The 16,064-nt window shown below is 44.5% G+C and carries 12 protein-coding genes; 8 read left to right on the top strand and 4 right to left on the bottom strand.

The genetic code is table 11. The features are described 5' to 3' along the window. Window positions 1-12: 12 nt before the first annotated feature. From INE92_RS23985 to recJ, 4 genes are all read right to left on the bottom strand, one after another. Window positions 13-459 (bottom strand): transposase, encoded by a 447-nt coding sequence (locus INE92_RS23985; RefSeq protein ID WP_004307855.1) that lies wholly within the window; start codon window positions 457-459, stop codon window positions 13-15. 486 nt (window positions 460-945) lie between these two features. Further along, on the bottom strand, window positions 946-1,908 hold the full coding sequence (locus INE92_RS23990) for a tetratricopeptide repeat protein (protein WP_015532313.1): 963 nt from the start codon (window positions 1,906-1,908) through the stop codon (window positions 946-948). A 39-nt stretch (window positions 1,909-1,947) separates the two neighbouring features. Further along, window positions 1,948-3,852: a RecQ family ATP-dependent DNA helicase gene (locus INE92_RS23995; protein WP_134992991.1), complete on the bottom strand. Its 1,905-nt coding sequence runs from the start codon at window positions 3,850-3,852 to the stop codon at window positions 1,948-1,950. Beyond that, window positions 3,845-5,563, bottom strand: coding sequence for a single-stranded-DNA-specific exonuclease RecJ (gene recJ / locus INE92_RS24000; RefSeq protein WP_008016000.1), 1,719 nt, complete (start codon window positions 5,561-5,563; stop codon window positions 3,845-3,847). The genes INE92_RS23995 and recJ overlap by 8 nt, the downstream gene beginning before the upstream one ends. A 313-nt stretch (window positions 5,564-5,876) precedes the next feature. Between recJ and INE92_RS24005 the strand changes: the two genes are divergently transcribed. The 8 genes from INE92_RS24005 (at window position 5,877) to INE92_RS24040 (ending at window position 16,055) form a co-directional block, all read left to right on the top strand. Beyond that, window positions 5,877-6,407, top strand: coding sequence for an RNA polymerase sigma-70 factor (locus tag INE92_RS24005; protein WP_212702076.1), 531 nt, complete (start codon window positions 5,877-5,879; stop codon window positions 6,405-6,407). A 179-nt stretch (window positions 6,408-6,586) separates the two neighbouring features. Next, entirely contained in the window at window positions 6,587-7,522 is a 936-nt protein-coding gene (locus tag INE92_RS24010) for a FecR family protein (RefSeq protein ID WP_004314615.1), read from the top strand. Window positions 7,523-7,856: 334 nt separating this feature from the next. Next, complete coding sequence (locus INE92_RS24015) at window positions 7,857-11,069, top strand: TonB-dependent receptor (RefSeq protein ID WP_004314614.1); 3,213 nt, start codon at window positions 7,857-7,859, stop codon at window positions 11,067-11,069. Window positions 11,070-11,084: 15 nt separating this feature from the next. Beyond that, entirely contained in the window at window positions 11,085-12,353 is a 1,269-nt protein-coding gene (locus INE92_RS24020; protein ID WP_004314613.1) for a RagB/SusD family nutrient uptake outer membrane protein, read from the top strand. Between the two features lie 34 nt (window positions 12,354-12,387). Then, window positions 12,388-13,323: a phosphodiester glycosidase family protein gene (locus INE92_RS24025; protein WP_009038997.1), complete on the top strand. Its 936-nt coding sequence runs from the start codon at window positions 12,388-12,390 to the stop codon at window positions 13,321-13,323. A 28-nt stretch (window positions 13,324-13,351) separates the two neighbouring features. Continuing rightward, window positions 13,352-14,779, top strand: a complete 1,428-nt coding sequence (locus INE92_RS24030; protein WP_004314610.1) for a BACON domain-containing protein — start codon at window positions 13,352-13,354, stop codon at window positions 14,777-14,779. A 49-nt stretch (window positions 14,780-14,828) separates the two neighbouring features. Continuing rightward, window positions 14,829-15,683, top strand: a complete 855-nt coding sequence (locus INE92_RS24035; protein ID WP_004314609.1) for a phosphodiester glycosidase family protein — start codon at window positions 14,829-14,831, stop codon at window positions 15,681-15,683. A 57-nt stretch (window positions 15,684-15,740) separates the two neighbouring features. After that, entirely contained in the window at window positions 15,741-16,055 is a 315-nt protein-coding gene (locus INE92_RS24040) for an alkaline phosphatase (RefSeq protein ID WP_229097048.1), read from the top strand. Window positions 16,056-16,064 lie beyond the last annotated feature (9 nt).

The following is a 16,064-nucleotide window of genomic DNA, read 5'->3' on the forward strand; positions in this document are numbered from 1 at the left end:
CATAGTATGATTCTATATAAACTCTTCATTATATTCAACCTGATATTCTTTTAGAAACATTTTCAGTTCATCTTGGAAGGTCATTTTTTTGTGATGCTCTTTTTGTCCCAGAATATATCGAGTTACAGTCTCAACTTTTGATTGACTGACTGAGAAAGCTCCATATCCTTCTTGCCAGGAGAAATCATGATATGAGGGTCCTAAACTTTTTATCCATTTTGACGAACTACGTTTTACTTCTTCTACCATTTTGGATAATGCGATGTTTTTGTTGAGAATACATAGGATATGTATATGATTGGTAAATCCGCCTACTATGATAGGTGGGCAGTCTATGTTTTTCAGAATGCCGGAGATGTATTTGGATATTTCTGATAATTTATCCTCGTTTATACTGTCCTTCCTGTATTTAGTGCTGAAAGTCAGATGAATATAGTTCTTTGATAGGGATTGTGGCATATAGTTAGTTCATGTTCCGCCCTTTCAGGGCTTGTATTTGGGTTTTATAAATACGTAGGGCGATGCCCTACGCTATATAATGGAAGGCTTTCAGCCTTATCAATGTTGATGTCAATCTGTCCTGATAGTTTCTACGCTATATAATGGAAGGCTTTCAGCCTTATCAATGTTGATGTCAATCCGTCCTGATAGTTTCTACGCTATATAATGGAAGGCTTTCAGCCTTATCAAGCTGATATCAATCCGTCCTGATAGTTTCTACGCTATATAATGGAAGGCTTTCAGCCTTATCAATGTTGATGTCAATCCGTCCTGATAGTTTCTACGCTATATAATGGAAGGCTTTCAGCCTTATCAATGTTGATGTCAATCCGTCCTGATAGTTTCTACACTATATAATGGAAGACTTTCAGCTTATCAAGCTGATATCAATCCGTCGTTTCTGATAGTTCCTACACTATATAATGATAGGCTTTCGGTCTTATTTTAAAAGATTCCCGGCAGTGCCTCCGGTTTCGGTCCCAAGTTTTTGAATTCTCCATTCAGACCAGCTTCCTCCTTCGGATTCAGTTCCAAAGACTTCTTCATGTCCTCTACAGAACCATCCTTATCACCATTCAGCAATTTAGCACGTCCGCGTTCTTTGTAGGCCTCTGCAAAGTTCGGATTCAGTTCGATGGCTTCATCAAACAGTCCGATGGCTTCCGTCAGCTTCTTCTGATTGATATAAAGTTGTCCTAAGTAAAGGTAAGCCTGTTCGTTGAAGGGATTTATTTCCGTCACCAGTTTGTAATCCTCTTCCGCTTCCTCGTCCTGACCGTTGGATTCTTTCACTTTTCCACGCAAGAGCATGGCAGTTTCTTCCTCCGGATTTTGAGCAAGTACAGCGTCTATATCCTCCATCATTTCTTTATACTGTTTCAGGTTCAGTAAAGCTTCTGCACGTAACAGACGGGCTTCGATGAAATCGTCTTTCAAAGTGATCGCTTTGGTGAGATGGGCAATGGTCATTAGGTCGTCGTTTTGTCCCTTACGGGCTTTTCCTAGCAGATAATGAGCTACGGCATTTCCTTCCTCAATGGCAATTGCTTTATTGGCAGCCTCTTCCATGGCCTGATAATCTTCCTGGATAAAGCATACATTTGCCAGTGTCAGGAAAGTACTCGTGAGATGAGGTTCCATGGCAGCCATTTTTTCCAACAGTTCGCGGGCTTTTGCCGTTTCTCCCATCTGAATGTAGAGTTGGCTAAGATAGCCCATTGTTTCAAACTCTTCCTGGATGGCAAGAGCTTCTGTAAAACATTTTACTGCATAATCCGGACGTCCCATGCGTTGCGCACGTAAACCGTCGTATTTGAAAATCTCGAAATTTTTCTGATCGTTTTTCTGTTTTTCACTTTCCGGAGTTTCCGACTTACCGGAGAAGAAAGATTTAAAAAAGTTCGGCATGACTGTGTTATTTTTGAGTTACCTTGCAAAGGTAGTAACTTATTTTGAAATATGTATCATTCCATCCTGCATCTTCCATTCACCTTCCTCCAATAAATACTGGATGACTTCACTGACTCTCTCTTTCTCCGCTTCTATTTTCTCGGCTATTTCTGCCGGCGTATGCGGTTTTTGGGCAAGTAATTCTGTTATTTTCTTTTTCAGCTCTTCAAGAGACTTCCCGGTCAGCGTATCTGTTGCACGGTGACTAAGGCAAACATCACATTGTCCGCAGTTATGCTCGTTTTTCTCTCCGAAGTAGCGGAGCAGCATCCGGCTTCGGCACACATTCTCCGAAATGACATATTCTTCCATCGCCTTGATGCGAGCTTCATACCGAGCTTTACGCTCTTCGTAGACAGCAGGGGGGATGTGCACAAAACGAAGTTCCTGCCGTTCGCGCGTATATATAATATAAGGAGTCTTTTTGTGCGGAATATAATCCACGATGCGACGTTTGGTAAGCGTGACCAATATGTTATAAATCTGTTCACGGGTCAGTCCGGTACGTACGGACAGGGTGGCTTCGCTGATATAGGCATAATCGGTAAACACTCCGGTGTACGAACGGAGAATCATCTGTATCAGAGCTTCCGCTTCCGTTCCCATTTCCCGCAGTTTGTACAGTTCGTCCCGGCGAATCGTAAAAAGGATGCGTGAGGCGTTGTCCTGTTCGTCCGTATATTCCAGATAACCGGCTTGAGTCAGTATCTTCAGCGCACTGTCTACCGGAACCGGGAAGTATTTGAACTTCCGGCAAAACTCTTCCAGGTTAAATTCACGTACACATTGGAAACCGTCGCCCATTGCCATCTGATAGTAATATTGCAGATGCTCGTACACATTGAGGATATATTCTTTATCGGGAAAAGTATCCACTACACGCCTGTGTAACGTCGTTCTGTCCGTTTTAGTATATAAGATTACGGCATACGCTTTCTTACCGTCTCTTCCTGCACGTCCGGCTTCCTGAAAATAGGCTTCAGGAGAATCGGGGAGGTCGAGATGCAATACGATACGCACATCGGGCTTATCGATCCCCATGCCAAAGGCATTGGTAGCTACCATCACGCGAACTTCACCGCTTTGCCAACGTTTTTGACGTAGGTCCTTTACGGCATTATCCAGTCCGGCGTGATAAAAGTCGGCGGTGATATCTTCATTTACCAGTAATTCGGTGATTTCTTTGGTCCGTCGTCTGTTGCGGACATAGATAATGGCGCTGCCCGGTACCTTTCGTAAGATATGTAACAGTTCTTGAGTCTTGTTATCTGTTTGCCGTACCATATACGCCAGGTTTTTCCGCTCGAAACTCATGCGGAAAACATTCTCTTCACGGAAATCCAAGCGAGCTTGAATATCTTTCACCACTTCCGGAGTGGCGGTAGCGGTCAGTGCCAGTACCGGAATTCCCGGTAACAGCGCCCGTATCTCGGCAATTTTCAGGTAAGCGGGGCGGAAGTCATATCCCCATTGTGAGATACAGTGACTTTCGTCAACCGTAATCATAGAGACTTTCATTGACCGCAGTTTGGTGCGGAATATGTCCGTGTCCAGACGTTCCGGAGAAATATAGAGGAATTTGTAATCACCGAAGATGCAGTTTTCAAGTGCAGTGAGAATTTCCTGCCGCGTCATGCCGGAGTATACGGCAAGGGCTTTGATGCCACGTTTGCGGAGATTCTGCACCTGGTCTTTCATCAGGGCGATGAGCGGAGTAATGACAATGCAAATCCCTTCCTGGGCGAGAGCAGGCACTTGAAAGGTGATGGACTTACCGCCTCCGGTAGGCATGAGCCCCAGTGTATCTTTGCCTTCGCCGATACTGGTGATGATCTCCTCCTGCAAGTCGCGGAAGGAGTCATATCCCCAATATTGTTTTAATATCTCCTGATACTTATTCAATCGGCTTTATATCCTCGATTTGAAGTTGAACTTCGCCACGCTTATGCGTGTTTTCTTCAATGGTGTAACAGATGTCGAACGAACGTTTTGTTTTGATATAGCGCACGTGCGAACTCTGTCCGAACGCGATACCGTTCATTACATTATTCGATTTATTATCAACCAGTTCGAGCTTGATATGTTCCTGGTCGCGTCCCACTACTTTACTCGTTCCATAATCATAGACGTGATGAGTGCAGAAAATGGGTTTCGTGTTGTCGGGGCCGAAAGGATTAAATTTCTTCAGGTCGTTGAAGAACTTGGACGAAATATCCCTGAAGTCGATTTCAGCATCAATCTCGATGACGGCACTGGTTTGTTCCGGTAGGATATGCCGTGAAACGTAGTCTTCGAACCGTTTGGTAAAAGCATCCACATTCTCCACTTTCATTGATAGTCCGGCGGCGTATGTATGTCCTCCGAAGTTTTCCAGCAGGTCGCGGCAATGCTCGATTGCTTTATATACATCGAAGCCGGAAACAGAACGTGCGGAGCCTGTCGCCATGTCATCCGTTCGTGTCAGTACCACGGCAGGGCGGTAATACACTTCCGTCAGACGGGAAGCTACGATACCGATCACTCCTTTGTGCCATTCTTCGTTGTAGAGCACAATAGAGCGGCGGTCGGCTAATCCTTCCAGATTGGCAACGATGTTGTTTGCTTCCTCCGTCATACTCTTGTCGAGGTCTTTCCGGGTTTCGTTGTACTGGTTGATTTGTCCGGCTTTCTCAAGTGCCGCCGAGAAATCTTTTTCCGTTAGCAAGTCTACAGCTTCTTTCCCATTCTGAATACGTCCCGATGCATTGATGCGCGGTCCGATTTTAAACACAATATCGCTGACAGTAATTTCTTTTTCAGAAAGTCCGCATACATCGATAATGGCCTTCATGCCGATACTCGGGTTACTGTTCAGTTGTTTCAGACCGTGGTAGGCGAGAATACGGTTTTCACCCATAATCGGAACGATGTCCGATGCGATACTCACGGCTACGATGTCGAGCAACGGAATCAGATGATGGAATTCGATACCGTTACTAATGGCGAACGCCTGCATAAACTTGAAACCGACTCCACAACCGGAAAGGTGGGTGTACGGGTACGTGTTGTCCAGGCGTTTGGCGTTCAATATAGCTACGGCAGGCGGGAGAATATCATCCGGTACGTGATGGTCGCAGATGATAAAGTCAATCCCTTTTTCTTTGGCATACGTGATTTCCTCTACTGCTTTTATTCCGCAATCGAGTACAATAATCAGTCCCACACCGGTTTCAGCGGCGTAGTCCACTCCTTTTTTAGAAATGCCATACCCTTCGTTGTAGCGGTCGGGTATGTAATAATCAAGGTTCGAATAGAACTGTTGAATAAACTTGTAGACCAATGCCACGGCAGTAGTACCGTCTACGTCATAATCTCCATAAATTAGAATACGTTCTTTCTTTCCCATCGCCCTGTTCAGACGTTCTACTGCAATATCCATATCCTTCATCAGGAACGGATCGTGCAGGTCGGGCAACTGCGGGCGGAAAAACTTCTTGGCATCTGCTGCCTTCGTAATTCCCCGCTGTACCAAAAGTTGTCCAAGAATCGGGCTAATCCCTAATTCCTGGGCCAATGTCTGGCTTGTCTCTGCCTGTTCGGGTGTAATGGGTCGATAATTCCATTTGTGATTCATTTTATATATTGTTTTTTCTTTTTCTGTTCTCAAGGGTTGGAAAGGAACTTCTTCCCAACAAGGGGTAAAAGTACGAAAAAAAGCGGAAGTGAAAGGCAGATATTACGAAAATATTTCAGTGAAGTATGGATGAGGACTTTTTTGCAATAGAAATGTAGTGGCATCCGGACTTTTTTTTCTTTATGGTTTTACTTTTCTATACTGCTTTTTGGCAGCTAACTTCTTTTGGTTATCTTTGCTTCACCAACCAATATAAAAACTAGGAGAGAAATCCACAAAAATGGGAAGACTGGATGATACTATAAACACTGGAATGACATTTGATAATATCTATATGGAGTATTATCAACGCTGCTTCTTATTTGCTAAGTCTTATCTTCATGACGAAATGTTATCCAAAGATATAGCTTCCGAAGCCATGATAACTTTATGGACTACGATGAAAACCGAAGATGTGAAAAATATCCATGCTTTCCTGATGACCGTAGTAAAGAACCAGGCATTGAATCATATGCGAAATGAACATCTGCGAATGGAAGCCCGTGAAAGTATATTGGCTGATGAACTCTACGAACTTGATTTCCGCATCGCTTCTTTGGACTCTTCCGCCCCGAACCGACTTTTCTCTGAAGAAATAACCGATATTGTGAACCGTACTTTGAACGGATTACCGGAAAAGACAAGAAAAGCATTTATGATGAGCCGGTATGAGAACAAATCGGTGAAGGAGATTGCCGAAGCGCTGAATGTCACAGTGAAAGGAGCCGATTATCATATCAGTAAAGCGCTGCAACAATTGAGAAAGAACCTGAAAGATTATCTTTATACCTTATTATTTTTCTAATAAAGTTATCCACCGGTGAAGTACTCCTTCGGCACCGAGGAACACACCTTCCGGTACCGGGGAACAAATAAACGGTTAATAACGCACTTTTTTTATTTTTTCCACTAGTGAACTTTGCAAGTGGCGTGTCTTATATATGTAAGCCCACAAAGAGTTTATATATAAACCTAAGAAAAGGTATGGACGCGAAACTATTGAATAAATATATTGCAGGTGACGCACTTCCCGAAGAAAAAAAGGAAGTGATACGCTGGATGAAGGAGAGCGAAGAAAATCGGGAACAGTTGATGCAGTTGCACCGTGTTTACAATGCCACTATATGGAATGGAAACTTACAGGCAGAAAAAACAGAGAACAAGAAACCTGTGATGCGTTACCTTTGGGCGTCTATAAAGATAGCGGCGGTCGTTGCCATGGTTGCTTTTATTATCCATAAGGAATATCAGGAATACCGGATAGAACATTCTGCCGAAATGCAAATTATGACCGTCCCGGCAGGACAAAGGGCTAGTCTGGTCTTGGCTGACGGAACAATTGTTTGGCTGAACTCCAACTCTACCTTGAAATATCCGGCAACCGGATTTCATTCCAAAGAGAGGAAAGTGATTCTGGAAGGAGAGGGATATTTCGAAGTGGCACATAACGAGAAGCATCCTTTCATTGTAGAAACGGAGAAATACGATATCAGAGTATTGGGAACCACCTTCAATGTCTCTGCCTACCCAAACTCCGGTTTATTCGAGACATCTTTGATTGAAGGTAAAGTTACCGTGTATCAGCCCGATACACAACATGAAATGACCTTGAAACCTCATGAAAAGGTAGAAGTTAAAGATGGCAAACTCTATAAGGAGACTTTCTCATCGGACAATGATTTCTTGTGGAGAATGGGTATCTATTCTTTCAAGGATGAACCGCTGGAAACTGTCTTCAGGAAATTGGAGCAATATTATGAAGTGAAGATTATTAATAAGAACGAGGAAATCGCTTCCCGCCCGTGTACCGGTAAGTTCCGTCAGAAAGAAGGAATCGAGCACGTGATGAAGGTATTGCAGAAGTACGTCAAATTCAACTATATACAGGACGATGAGAAAAATCAGATAATTATCTATTAAATCAACCCTAGTATTTAATCTAAAAAAGAAACACCCGGAATGAGAGCAAGAGAACCAGCCCTTTCAAAACAGAAATATCGGTAAATGCTGCAACACTTACCGATATGTGAGAAGTCAATAAAAAAGACTCGACATCTGTTACAAATCTTTATGTATTAACTTAATAACTCTAGGCAAAGATATGAAAAATAATCTTTGGTGTGGGCGTATTGTCCATAGAAAAACACACTGTACTCAAATTTTAAGAATTATGAGGTTAACTGTCTTTTTCCTGTTATTCATTATTCTTGAGACATATGCCCTGAACGGCTATTCGCAAAATCAGAAAGTTTCGATGAATAAAGGAACCGCAACATTGGCTGAAATCATCAGGCAGATTGAAAAGCAAACAGACTATTTGTTTATTTACAATGAACGTGAGGTTAGTCTGAAACGGAAAGTATCTATTTTCACTCAGAATGGGACAGTGGCAAGTCTGCTGCTGGATGCACTGAAGGGTACGGAGTTCTCCTATACAATGGAAGGGAAACACATCATCCTTACGAAAAAACAAGCTGAAGCGCTAAGTCCTGTGCAACACAAGAAAAGAATAACCGGTCTGGTGAAGGAATATTCGGGCGAAGCCATCGTAGGATGCAATGTGTCGGTTAAGGGCACTACCATCGGTACAATCACTGATATAAATGGCAAGTATAGCCTTGAAGTTCCCGATAATGCAACCTTGGTCTTTTCATTCCTCGGATATAAGAGTATGGAATATCCGGTGAAAGCACAGCAGACTATCAATGTGACCTTGGGCGAAGATTCAAAAGCACTTAATGAAGTGGTGGTTGTAGGATACGGCACACAACGTAAGGCGTTGGTGACTAATGCAATCAGTTCTTTTAAGCCCAGCGAATCGAATATGCGTCCGGTGTTGACTCCGAGCGAATTACTACAAGGACGAGTGGCGGGTGTTACGGTATCGACCGGCTCCGGCAATTTGGGAAGTTCCGAACGAATGAGTATCCGCGGTGCGGCTTCTTTGAGTGCCAGTAACGAACCTCTGTACGTGGTGGACGGAATTCCCATCCTTAACAGTAACGCTTCCTTATTCAATATGGGGGAAGATTTGAGCTCGATGGCAGTATTGAATCTGACGGACATCGAATCTATTGAAGTATTGAAAGATGCCGCTTCGGCAGCTATCTACGGTTCGCGGGCAACGAATGGCGTGGTGGTGATTACAACCAAATCCGGTAAGGAAGGCCGTTCGGATATTCGTTTGAATGTCAGTACGGGAATCTCCAAATTCGCCAATAAAGGACGCATTAAATATGCGGATTCTGACTTGTATGTGGAAACTTATAACGACGGAGTCGAACGTTATAACCGTCAGAATGGCTATACCGTAGGTTCTGCAGGGTATGTAGTGCCTATCTCCAACCCATTCCAGGGATTACCCGATACGGATTGGCTGGATTTGATTACTCAAGTGGGACATTCTTACAATGTAGACCTCTCCTTCTCCGGCGGAAGCAAGAAAACAAAATTCTATGTGGGAGCCAACTACAATTATCAGGAAGGTATAATCAAGACCAATGACATAACCAAAATCAATCTGAAAGCCAAGATTAGCCACGAAATGACTTCCTGGTTGGAAGTCGGCGCCAATGTCAGCGGTAATTATCTGAAAAACAACCGTGTTCCGGGAGCCAATATCGGTTCTACCATCGTAGCCCGTGCCGTTGAACAACGTCCTTTCGACCGTCCGTACAAACCGAACGGTGACTATTATTTAGGTGGAACCGACGAGTTGGCACGTCATAATCCACTTCAGATTCTGAATGAAGAAGTATCCTATATTGATACCTACCGTTATTTAGGAACGTTCAATGCAGACTTAAAATACAAGAAGTTCAGTCTGAAAAACTCTGTCAGCACCGACATCGGATATACGTATGACTATGTGTACTACAATGAGAATCATCCTTATGGAGCAGGCGGCGGACGTATTGTGGAGTACAACCGCCTGGTGAAGAACTTATTGATAGAGAATGTATTCAACTATAATGATAAGTTCGGTGATTTTGAAGCGGGTTTGATGCTAGGACATTCTTTCCAGAAGATGTCCACCCGTACATCTTCTATCGACGGACGCGGTTTTCCGTCTCCGGTATTCGATACGGTCGGCACGGCTTCCGAAATTTATAATGCTTCGGGCGGCATCTCCGAGTTTGCCATGGAGTCCTACTTCGGACGTATCAACCTGTCTTATTTAGACCGTTACATTCTGAATGTGACTATGCGTTCGGACGGTTCATCCCGTTTTGCCCCTTCCGACCGCTACGGATATTTCCCCTCTGTCTCTTTAGGTTGGAATGTTTCGAAAGAATCTTTCTGGAAATTCCCTCAGACAGACTTGAAGTTCCGCCTGAGTTATGGTAAGACCGGAAATCAGGATGGAATCGGCAATTATGCCTGGCAACCGTTAATGTCCGGCGGCATTAACTACGGCAATAATAGCGGTATGGCTGTCACCAGCATGGGAAACAACAAACTGACATGGGAAACTGCCGACCAGTATGACTTCGGCTTCGACCTGGGCTTTTGGAACGGCAAACTGAATATGATAGCCGATATTTATCTGAAGAATACGAACAACCTGCTTTATTCAATGCCCTTGCATGGAACAAGTGGTTTCACCAGTATCACCAGCAACATCGGTTCCATGCGGAACTACGGTGTGGAATTCTCCATCAACGGCCATTTGAATATAGGGAAAGTCAACTGGACTTCCTCTTTCAACATCTCCCACAACAAAAACAAATTGACTAAACTGCTGGGAGACGACTTGCTTCCGATAGGTTCTAACCGCGCCTTGAAAGTAGGTGAGGAACTGGGAGCTTTCTACCTGTTCCAGATGGACGGGCTCTACCAATATGACGGTGAAGTGCCGCAACCATTGTACGACCTGGGTGTACGTGCCGGTGACGTGAAATATCATGACGCGGATAATAATGGCATTATCAATGATAACGACCGTGTACTGACCGGTTCTTCCAATCCCGATTTCTTCGGTGGATGGAACAATACTTTCAAATACAAAGGTTTCCAACTGGATGTGTTCTTTACGTATATGTACGGAAATGATGTGTATGCCGAATGGGCGGTGACCGCTACCCGTCCCGGATACCGCATGGCCATTACGGAAGATGTCGCCAAGAATCGTTGGACGGCTCCGGGAAGTTCTGATAAATATCCGCGTGCGGTCAATACGCTGTGTGGGCATAACAGCAAGAACTCCACCCGTTTCCTTGAAGACGGCTCTTTCATTCGCTTGCGTTCTCTTACATTCAGTTATACATTCCCGCAAGTAATGTTACAAAAGATTTGTTTGAAAGGTCTGCGTCTCTATGTGCAAGGGGACAACCTGTTGCTGTTCTCCAAATACTCCGGCTGGGACCCTGAAGTGAGTAAGAACATGGACCCGCAGTACTTTGGCGTCGATTTGTATGGAGTGCCGCCTTCCCGTTCGGTCAATTTCGGAATAAACCTTAGTTTCTAATCATAAACGCTCACAATGATGAAAAAGATTATTACTATATTTCTGGGATGCCTGTTGCTGGCTTCATGCAGTGGCATGCTTGATATCGAATCCCACTCCGCCGTATCGCCGGGAAGTGTGACGCCCAAAGACTTATCGGCTTTACGCATGGGAATGTACAATAAGGTACAGAACTCTCCGGCGCGTGAGTCATATATTACATTCGATATATTGGGCGGAGACTTGACTCAAAGTACAGGGAATGCAAGGGACTTGATAAACTCTGTACTTTCCTCACTGAATTCGATCGTAGCCAACAGTTGGAACGGCTATTACAATGCTTTATATCAAGTAAATAATGTTATCTCCATTGTAGAAGACCTTCCCGAATCCGACCTGCGGAATCTGATTATCGGAGAAGCGCATTATTTCAGGGCATATATCTATCATTCACTGGTGACACGCTGGGGTGGTGTGCCTATCCAAAGAGTGAATACGATGGACAAGCCTTTCCGTGATTCGGAAGAAGCAGTGTGGGCATTTATTGAGGAAGAACTCGAAACAGCCCTTGCTTTCTTGGGGACTTCTTCCAGTTGTTACTATGTATCCCGCGATGCCGCCCTTGCACTGAAAGCCCGTGTGATGCTCGAACGTGGCAAAAAGACGGAAGCGGCTGCACTGGCGGAAGGTCTGATAAAGGATGGAAAATACAAACTGGATAGCTTCGACAAGATATTCCGTGGAAAGACCAACACGGAAGTTATCTTTTCCTTCCAATGTCTGGCGGAAGAATCGAATATCACCATTTCCACCTTATTCTATACATATGCTCATCCCAATCACGGCAGCTATGTGTATCGTCCCACGAACGACGTGATGAATATGTATGACGACAAGGATAAACGGAAAGAAGTTTCCATTATCAATGTAGGTGCCGAACCTTGTATCAATAAATATCCGAGCGGACAAACCGGTACCGACCCGGTAGTGATGAGCCGTCTGGCTGAAATGTACCTGATAAGTGCGGAAGCGCAAGGACTCTCCAAAGGTCTGGGACGGCTGAACGACTTGCGGAAAGAACGCGGGCTGGATGCCGTAAATCCGAAGGATGAAGACGAATTTATAGAATATATCCTGGACGAACGCCGGAAGGAACTGCTCGCCGAAGGTTTCAGATATTATGACCTCATACGTACGAATAAGGCAAAGACAATGCTTGGACTGAAAGATTACCAGTTGGTATTGCCTATACCGGGCAAGGAAATGATTTCGAATCCGAACCTGGAGCCGAATCCCGGATATTGATAATGATTGTATTTATACTTATTAAAGAGACAAAATGATGAAAAAACTGATATATGATTCCGCTCTTCTTCTTTTAGGGTGTCTGCTATGGACGGGATGCAATAATGATGAAGACCTGACCGTCTATTCCACCGAGGGCGCGAAAACGGAGTTGGGACAGAAGATAATTGTCGGAAGTGACGGATACGTCGGACAATATTTCTCGGACACTACTTACACGTTGGCTCCGGGTGTAAAGGCTTTGGAGATGGAAATCCTTTCTGCCACAGGTATGGCGGTAAAGATGTTTGTCCTGGAAGTCGATTTGAAAGACACGCATCTGACGATGAAGGCTTCGTCTCCCAAAGACGAAGGCAAGCTCAAGACGAAACAACAAATGACGTTGCAGGCATTGGCACACGACAAACAGGGCAGCCGTGTTCTGGCTGCCGTGAATGGTGATTTCTTTGCTACGGACGGAACACCGCAAGGCATTTACTACCGGAACGGGGTATGCTTGAAGAATACGATGACCGATAATGTATGTACTTTCTTTGCCGTCACGAAGGGTAAGAAGGCGGTGATTGGCTCGTATGACGAATATGATACTTATAAGGATGAGATTCAGGAAGCGGTGGGCGGTCGCGTGCGTTTGATGACGAACGGGAATGTGCTTCCTCAGACATCGACAGCACTGGAACCCCGGACGGCTATCGGCGTGACGGACAATAATGTCGTTTATATTTTGGTTGCCGACGGACGTAACTTTTGGTACTCCAATGGCATGAGGTATGCTGAAATGGGAGCTGTCATGAAAGCGTTGGGAGCGAAGGATGCTATCAATCTGGATGGCGGTGGTTCGTCTACGTTCATTATCCGCTCGAAGGCGGGATTTGAAGAGAACCGTTTTGCTATCCGCAATTGGCCTTATGATAATGGCGGTGTCGAAAGAGCAGTTGCCAACGGACTGTTGGTGGTGACCGATAATTAATAGTTTGAATCTTAATAGTTGAATCATTATGATACGAAATAATAGAATGTATAGTTGCTGGCAAGGTCTATGGGGAATCATCTGTTGTCTGTCCTTGCTGCTGGGTATGGCAAGCTGTCAGGACTTTACGGATGATACGGGACGCACAATGCCCGAACCGGATTTGAAGTTTGCGGACGGAACGCTGAATCTTCCGTTGGAAGAAAAGGAATATACGGTGGATATCGAATCCAATCTGCCTTGGCGTGTGAAGACTTCCGCCACTTGGATTGACTTGCTTTCATCGAACGGGATGGGTACGGGAAGTTTCAGAATATCGGTATCCAAGAATGCGAATGTAGCTCCCCGCGAAGCGGAAATTGCAGGCTGGATTATCGAAGGTGCCGAAACAAAGCTGAAAGTGGTACAGGAAGGAGTGGGCATCGCTTTAAAAAAACGTGCGGTGAAAGTAGGTGCGGAAGGCAGTGCGGAAGAGGTGATACCTTTTTCGACAATGGTTACTTACACATACGAACTATCCGAAGGATGCGACTGGATACACGTTACCGACGGGGCGGCAATTACTCCGGGCGTCATCAATGAATCGGAACTGAAATTGGCGATTGACCCTTATACGGATATAGACGAGGGACGTACCGCCTCATTGTACCTGAAAGGTTCGAATGGGATTACCGACGTACTGACAATAACGCAGGATAAGAAACCTTTGGGAGACATCGATTACCTGAGAATGTTCTACGAAAGTGCGAACGGAGATAACTGGACGAAGAAATGGAACTTTGACGCTCCACTGGAAACTAACCCGACAAACTGGTTCGGATTGAAGTTTGAGAATAAGAGGGTGGTTGAGATTGATATTCAGTCCCCGAATAATATCGAAGGAGATATTATCCCCTTATGCAACTTGTCGGAACTGAGAAGCATAAAGTTCAAACATCAGAAGTTAGCAGGTATTCCCGAGGAAATAGGACAACTGTCCCAATTGACCACTTTATGGATAATAGAATCTGCTGCAAGCGGAAACTTGCCGGAATCTTTGGGAGAATGTGAATTATTGACTAGCTTTAACATCTCAAATCATCCAACTTCCACTCCGGCCGGATTTAACAACACGTTTACTGGTAATCTGGATATGTTGATAAATATCCCCGGTATGGTGACAATAAAGGCATATTGTAATAATTTGAGCGGGCCGCTTCCGGTTATTCCGTTAGACGGAAACAATAAACCGACCACTTGGAAGAGCCTGAAAGAGTTTATGATTTATACCAACGGATTCAGTGGAAGTATCCCTTACGGATATGGAACGGTAATCGAGAAGAGTGGTTCGAGTGGTATATTCAGAGTGAATGATAATCAGTTGAGTGGACAGATACCTGCGGATATCAAGGCATGGTCGCAATATGCAACCCGGAAAGCTGCGTGGATATTGCAAGGGAATAGTCTTACTGAATAAGATAACTTAATTAATTTATTAACTTAACACATTTATCTGTCTGTTTACAATGAGAAAATACTTCGTTATCCTTGTCTTAGCTCTCTGTTCCGTCGGAACATTGAAAGGGCAGACCGCATCAGATTCTTTGGCAATCGTTTCTGCACAATGGGAGATAATACATGCTCAAAAGGGAATTATCCACAAGAGTGCGTCTATACCTCAGCTTTATCAGTGCCCCCAAGTTATCAACCTGATAGAGATTGACCCCGGCAAAGGGATGAAAGCGGGTATTGCCATATCGGACGGTATGAAAAAGACAAGCCGGATAGCTTCCGAACATCATGCGCTTGCGGCAATCAATGGTTCTTATTTTGATATGAAGCATGGGAATTCTGTCTGTTTCCTGAAAACAGACAGGCAAGTGATTGATACGACAACGATAAACGAGTTTAAACTACGTGTCACGGGAGCCGTTTACGAACGGAAAGGAAAGATGAAGCTGATTCCCTGGAACAGACAGATAGAAAAAAAATATAAGCGAAAGGTGGGTACAATATTGGCATCCGGACCGTTATTATTAAAAGACGGTCGGGTATGCGACTGGAGCTTGTGTGGAAAGGACTTTGTCCAGAATAAGCATCCCCGTAGTGCTGTTTGCATGACGAAGGATGGAAAAATACTGCTTGTCACGGTGAACGGACGTTTTCCGGGGCGTGCCGAAGGGGTGAATATCCCCGAACTGGCACACTTGCTTCGGATATTAGGCGGTAAGGATGCGTTGAACCTGGACGGTGGCGGTTCCACAACATTATGGCTGTCGGGGGCACCGGAGAATGGTGTCGTCAATTATCCTTGTGATAATAAACGTTTCGACCATGCCGGAGAACGCGGAGTGCCCAACATCATTTATGTTTATGAATAACCTTATTGTTTATCAGCTATCGCACGACTTGAAGTTGCGAATAAAATGGAAAATGAAATGAAGAAACTTTTAAGATGCTCCCTGTTGGGGCTATTATTATTGTGCAGTGTCGTTGTAAACGGAGCGCAAGTCCCCAAATATATCTTCTTGTTTATCGGTGACGGCATGGGATTCAACCATGTGGAAGCAACCCAAATTTATGCGGAGAAAGTAGGAACAGATACGGGCGAATGTTCACTGTTATTCCCCACTTTCCCTGTGATGACTCAAGTATGCACGCGCTCGGCTTCTCACTTGATTACGTGTTCATCCGCCGCAGCTACCGCTTTGGCTACCGGAGAAAAAACGACGAACTATGTAGTCGCCCCTTAGAATGTGCTT

It is taken from the genome of Bacteroides xylanisolvens (assembly GCF_018289135.1).
In the GTDB taxonomy this organism is placed as follows: Bacteria; Bacteroidota; Bacteroidia; order Bacteroidales; family Bacteroidaceae; genus Bacteroides; species Bacteroides xylanisolvens.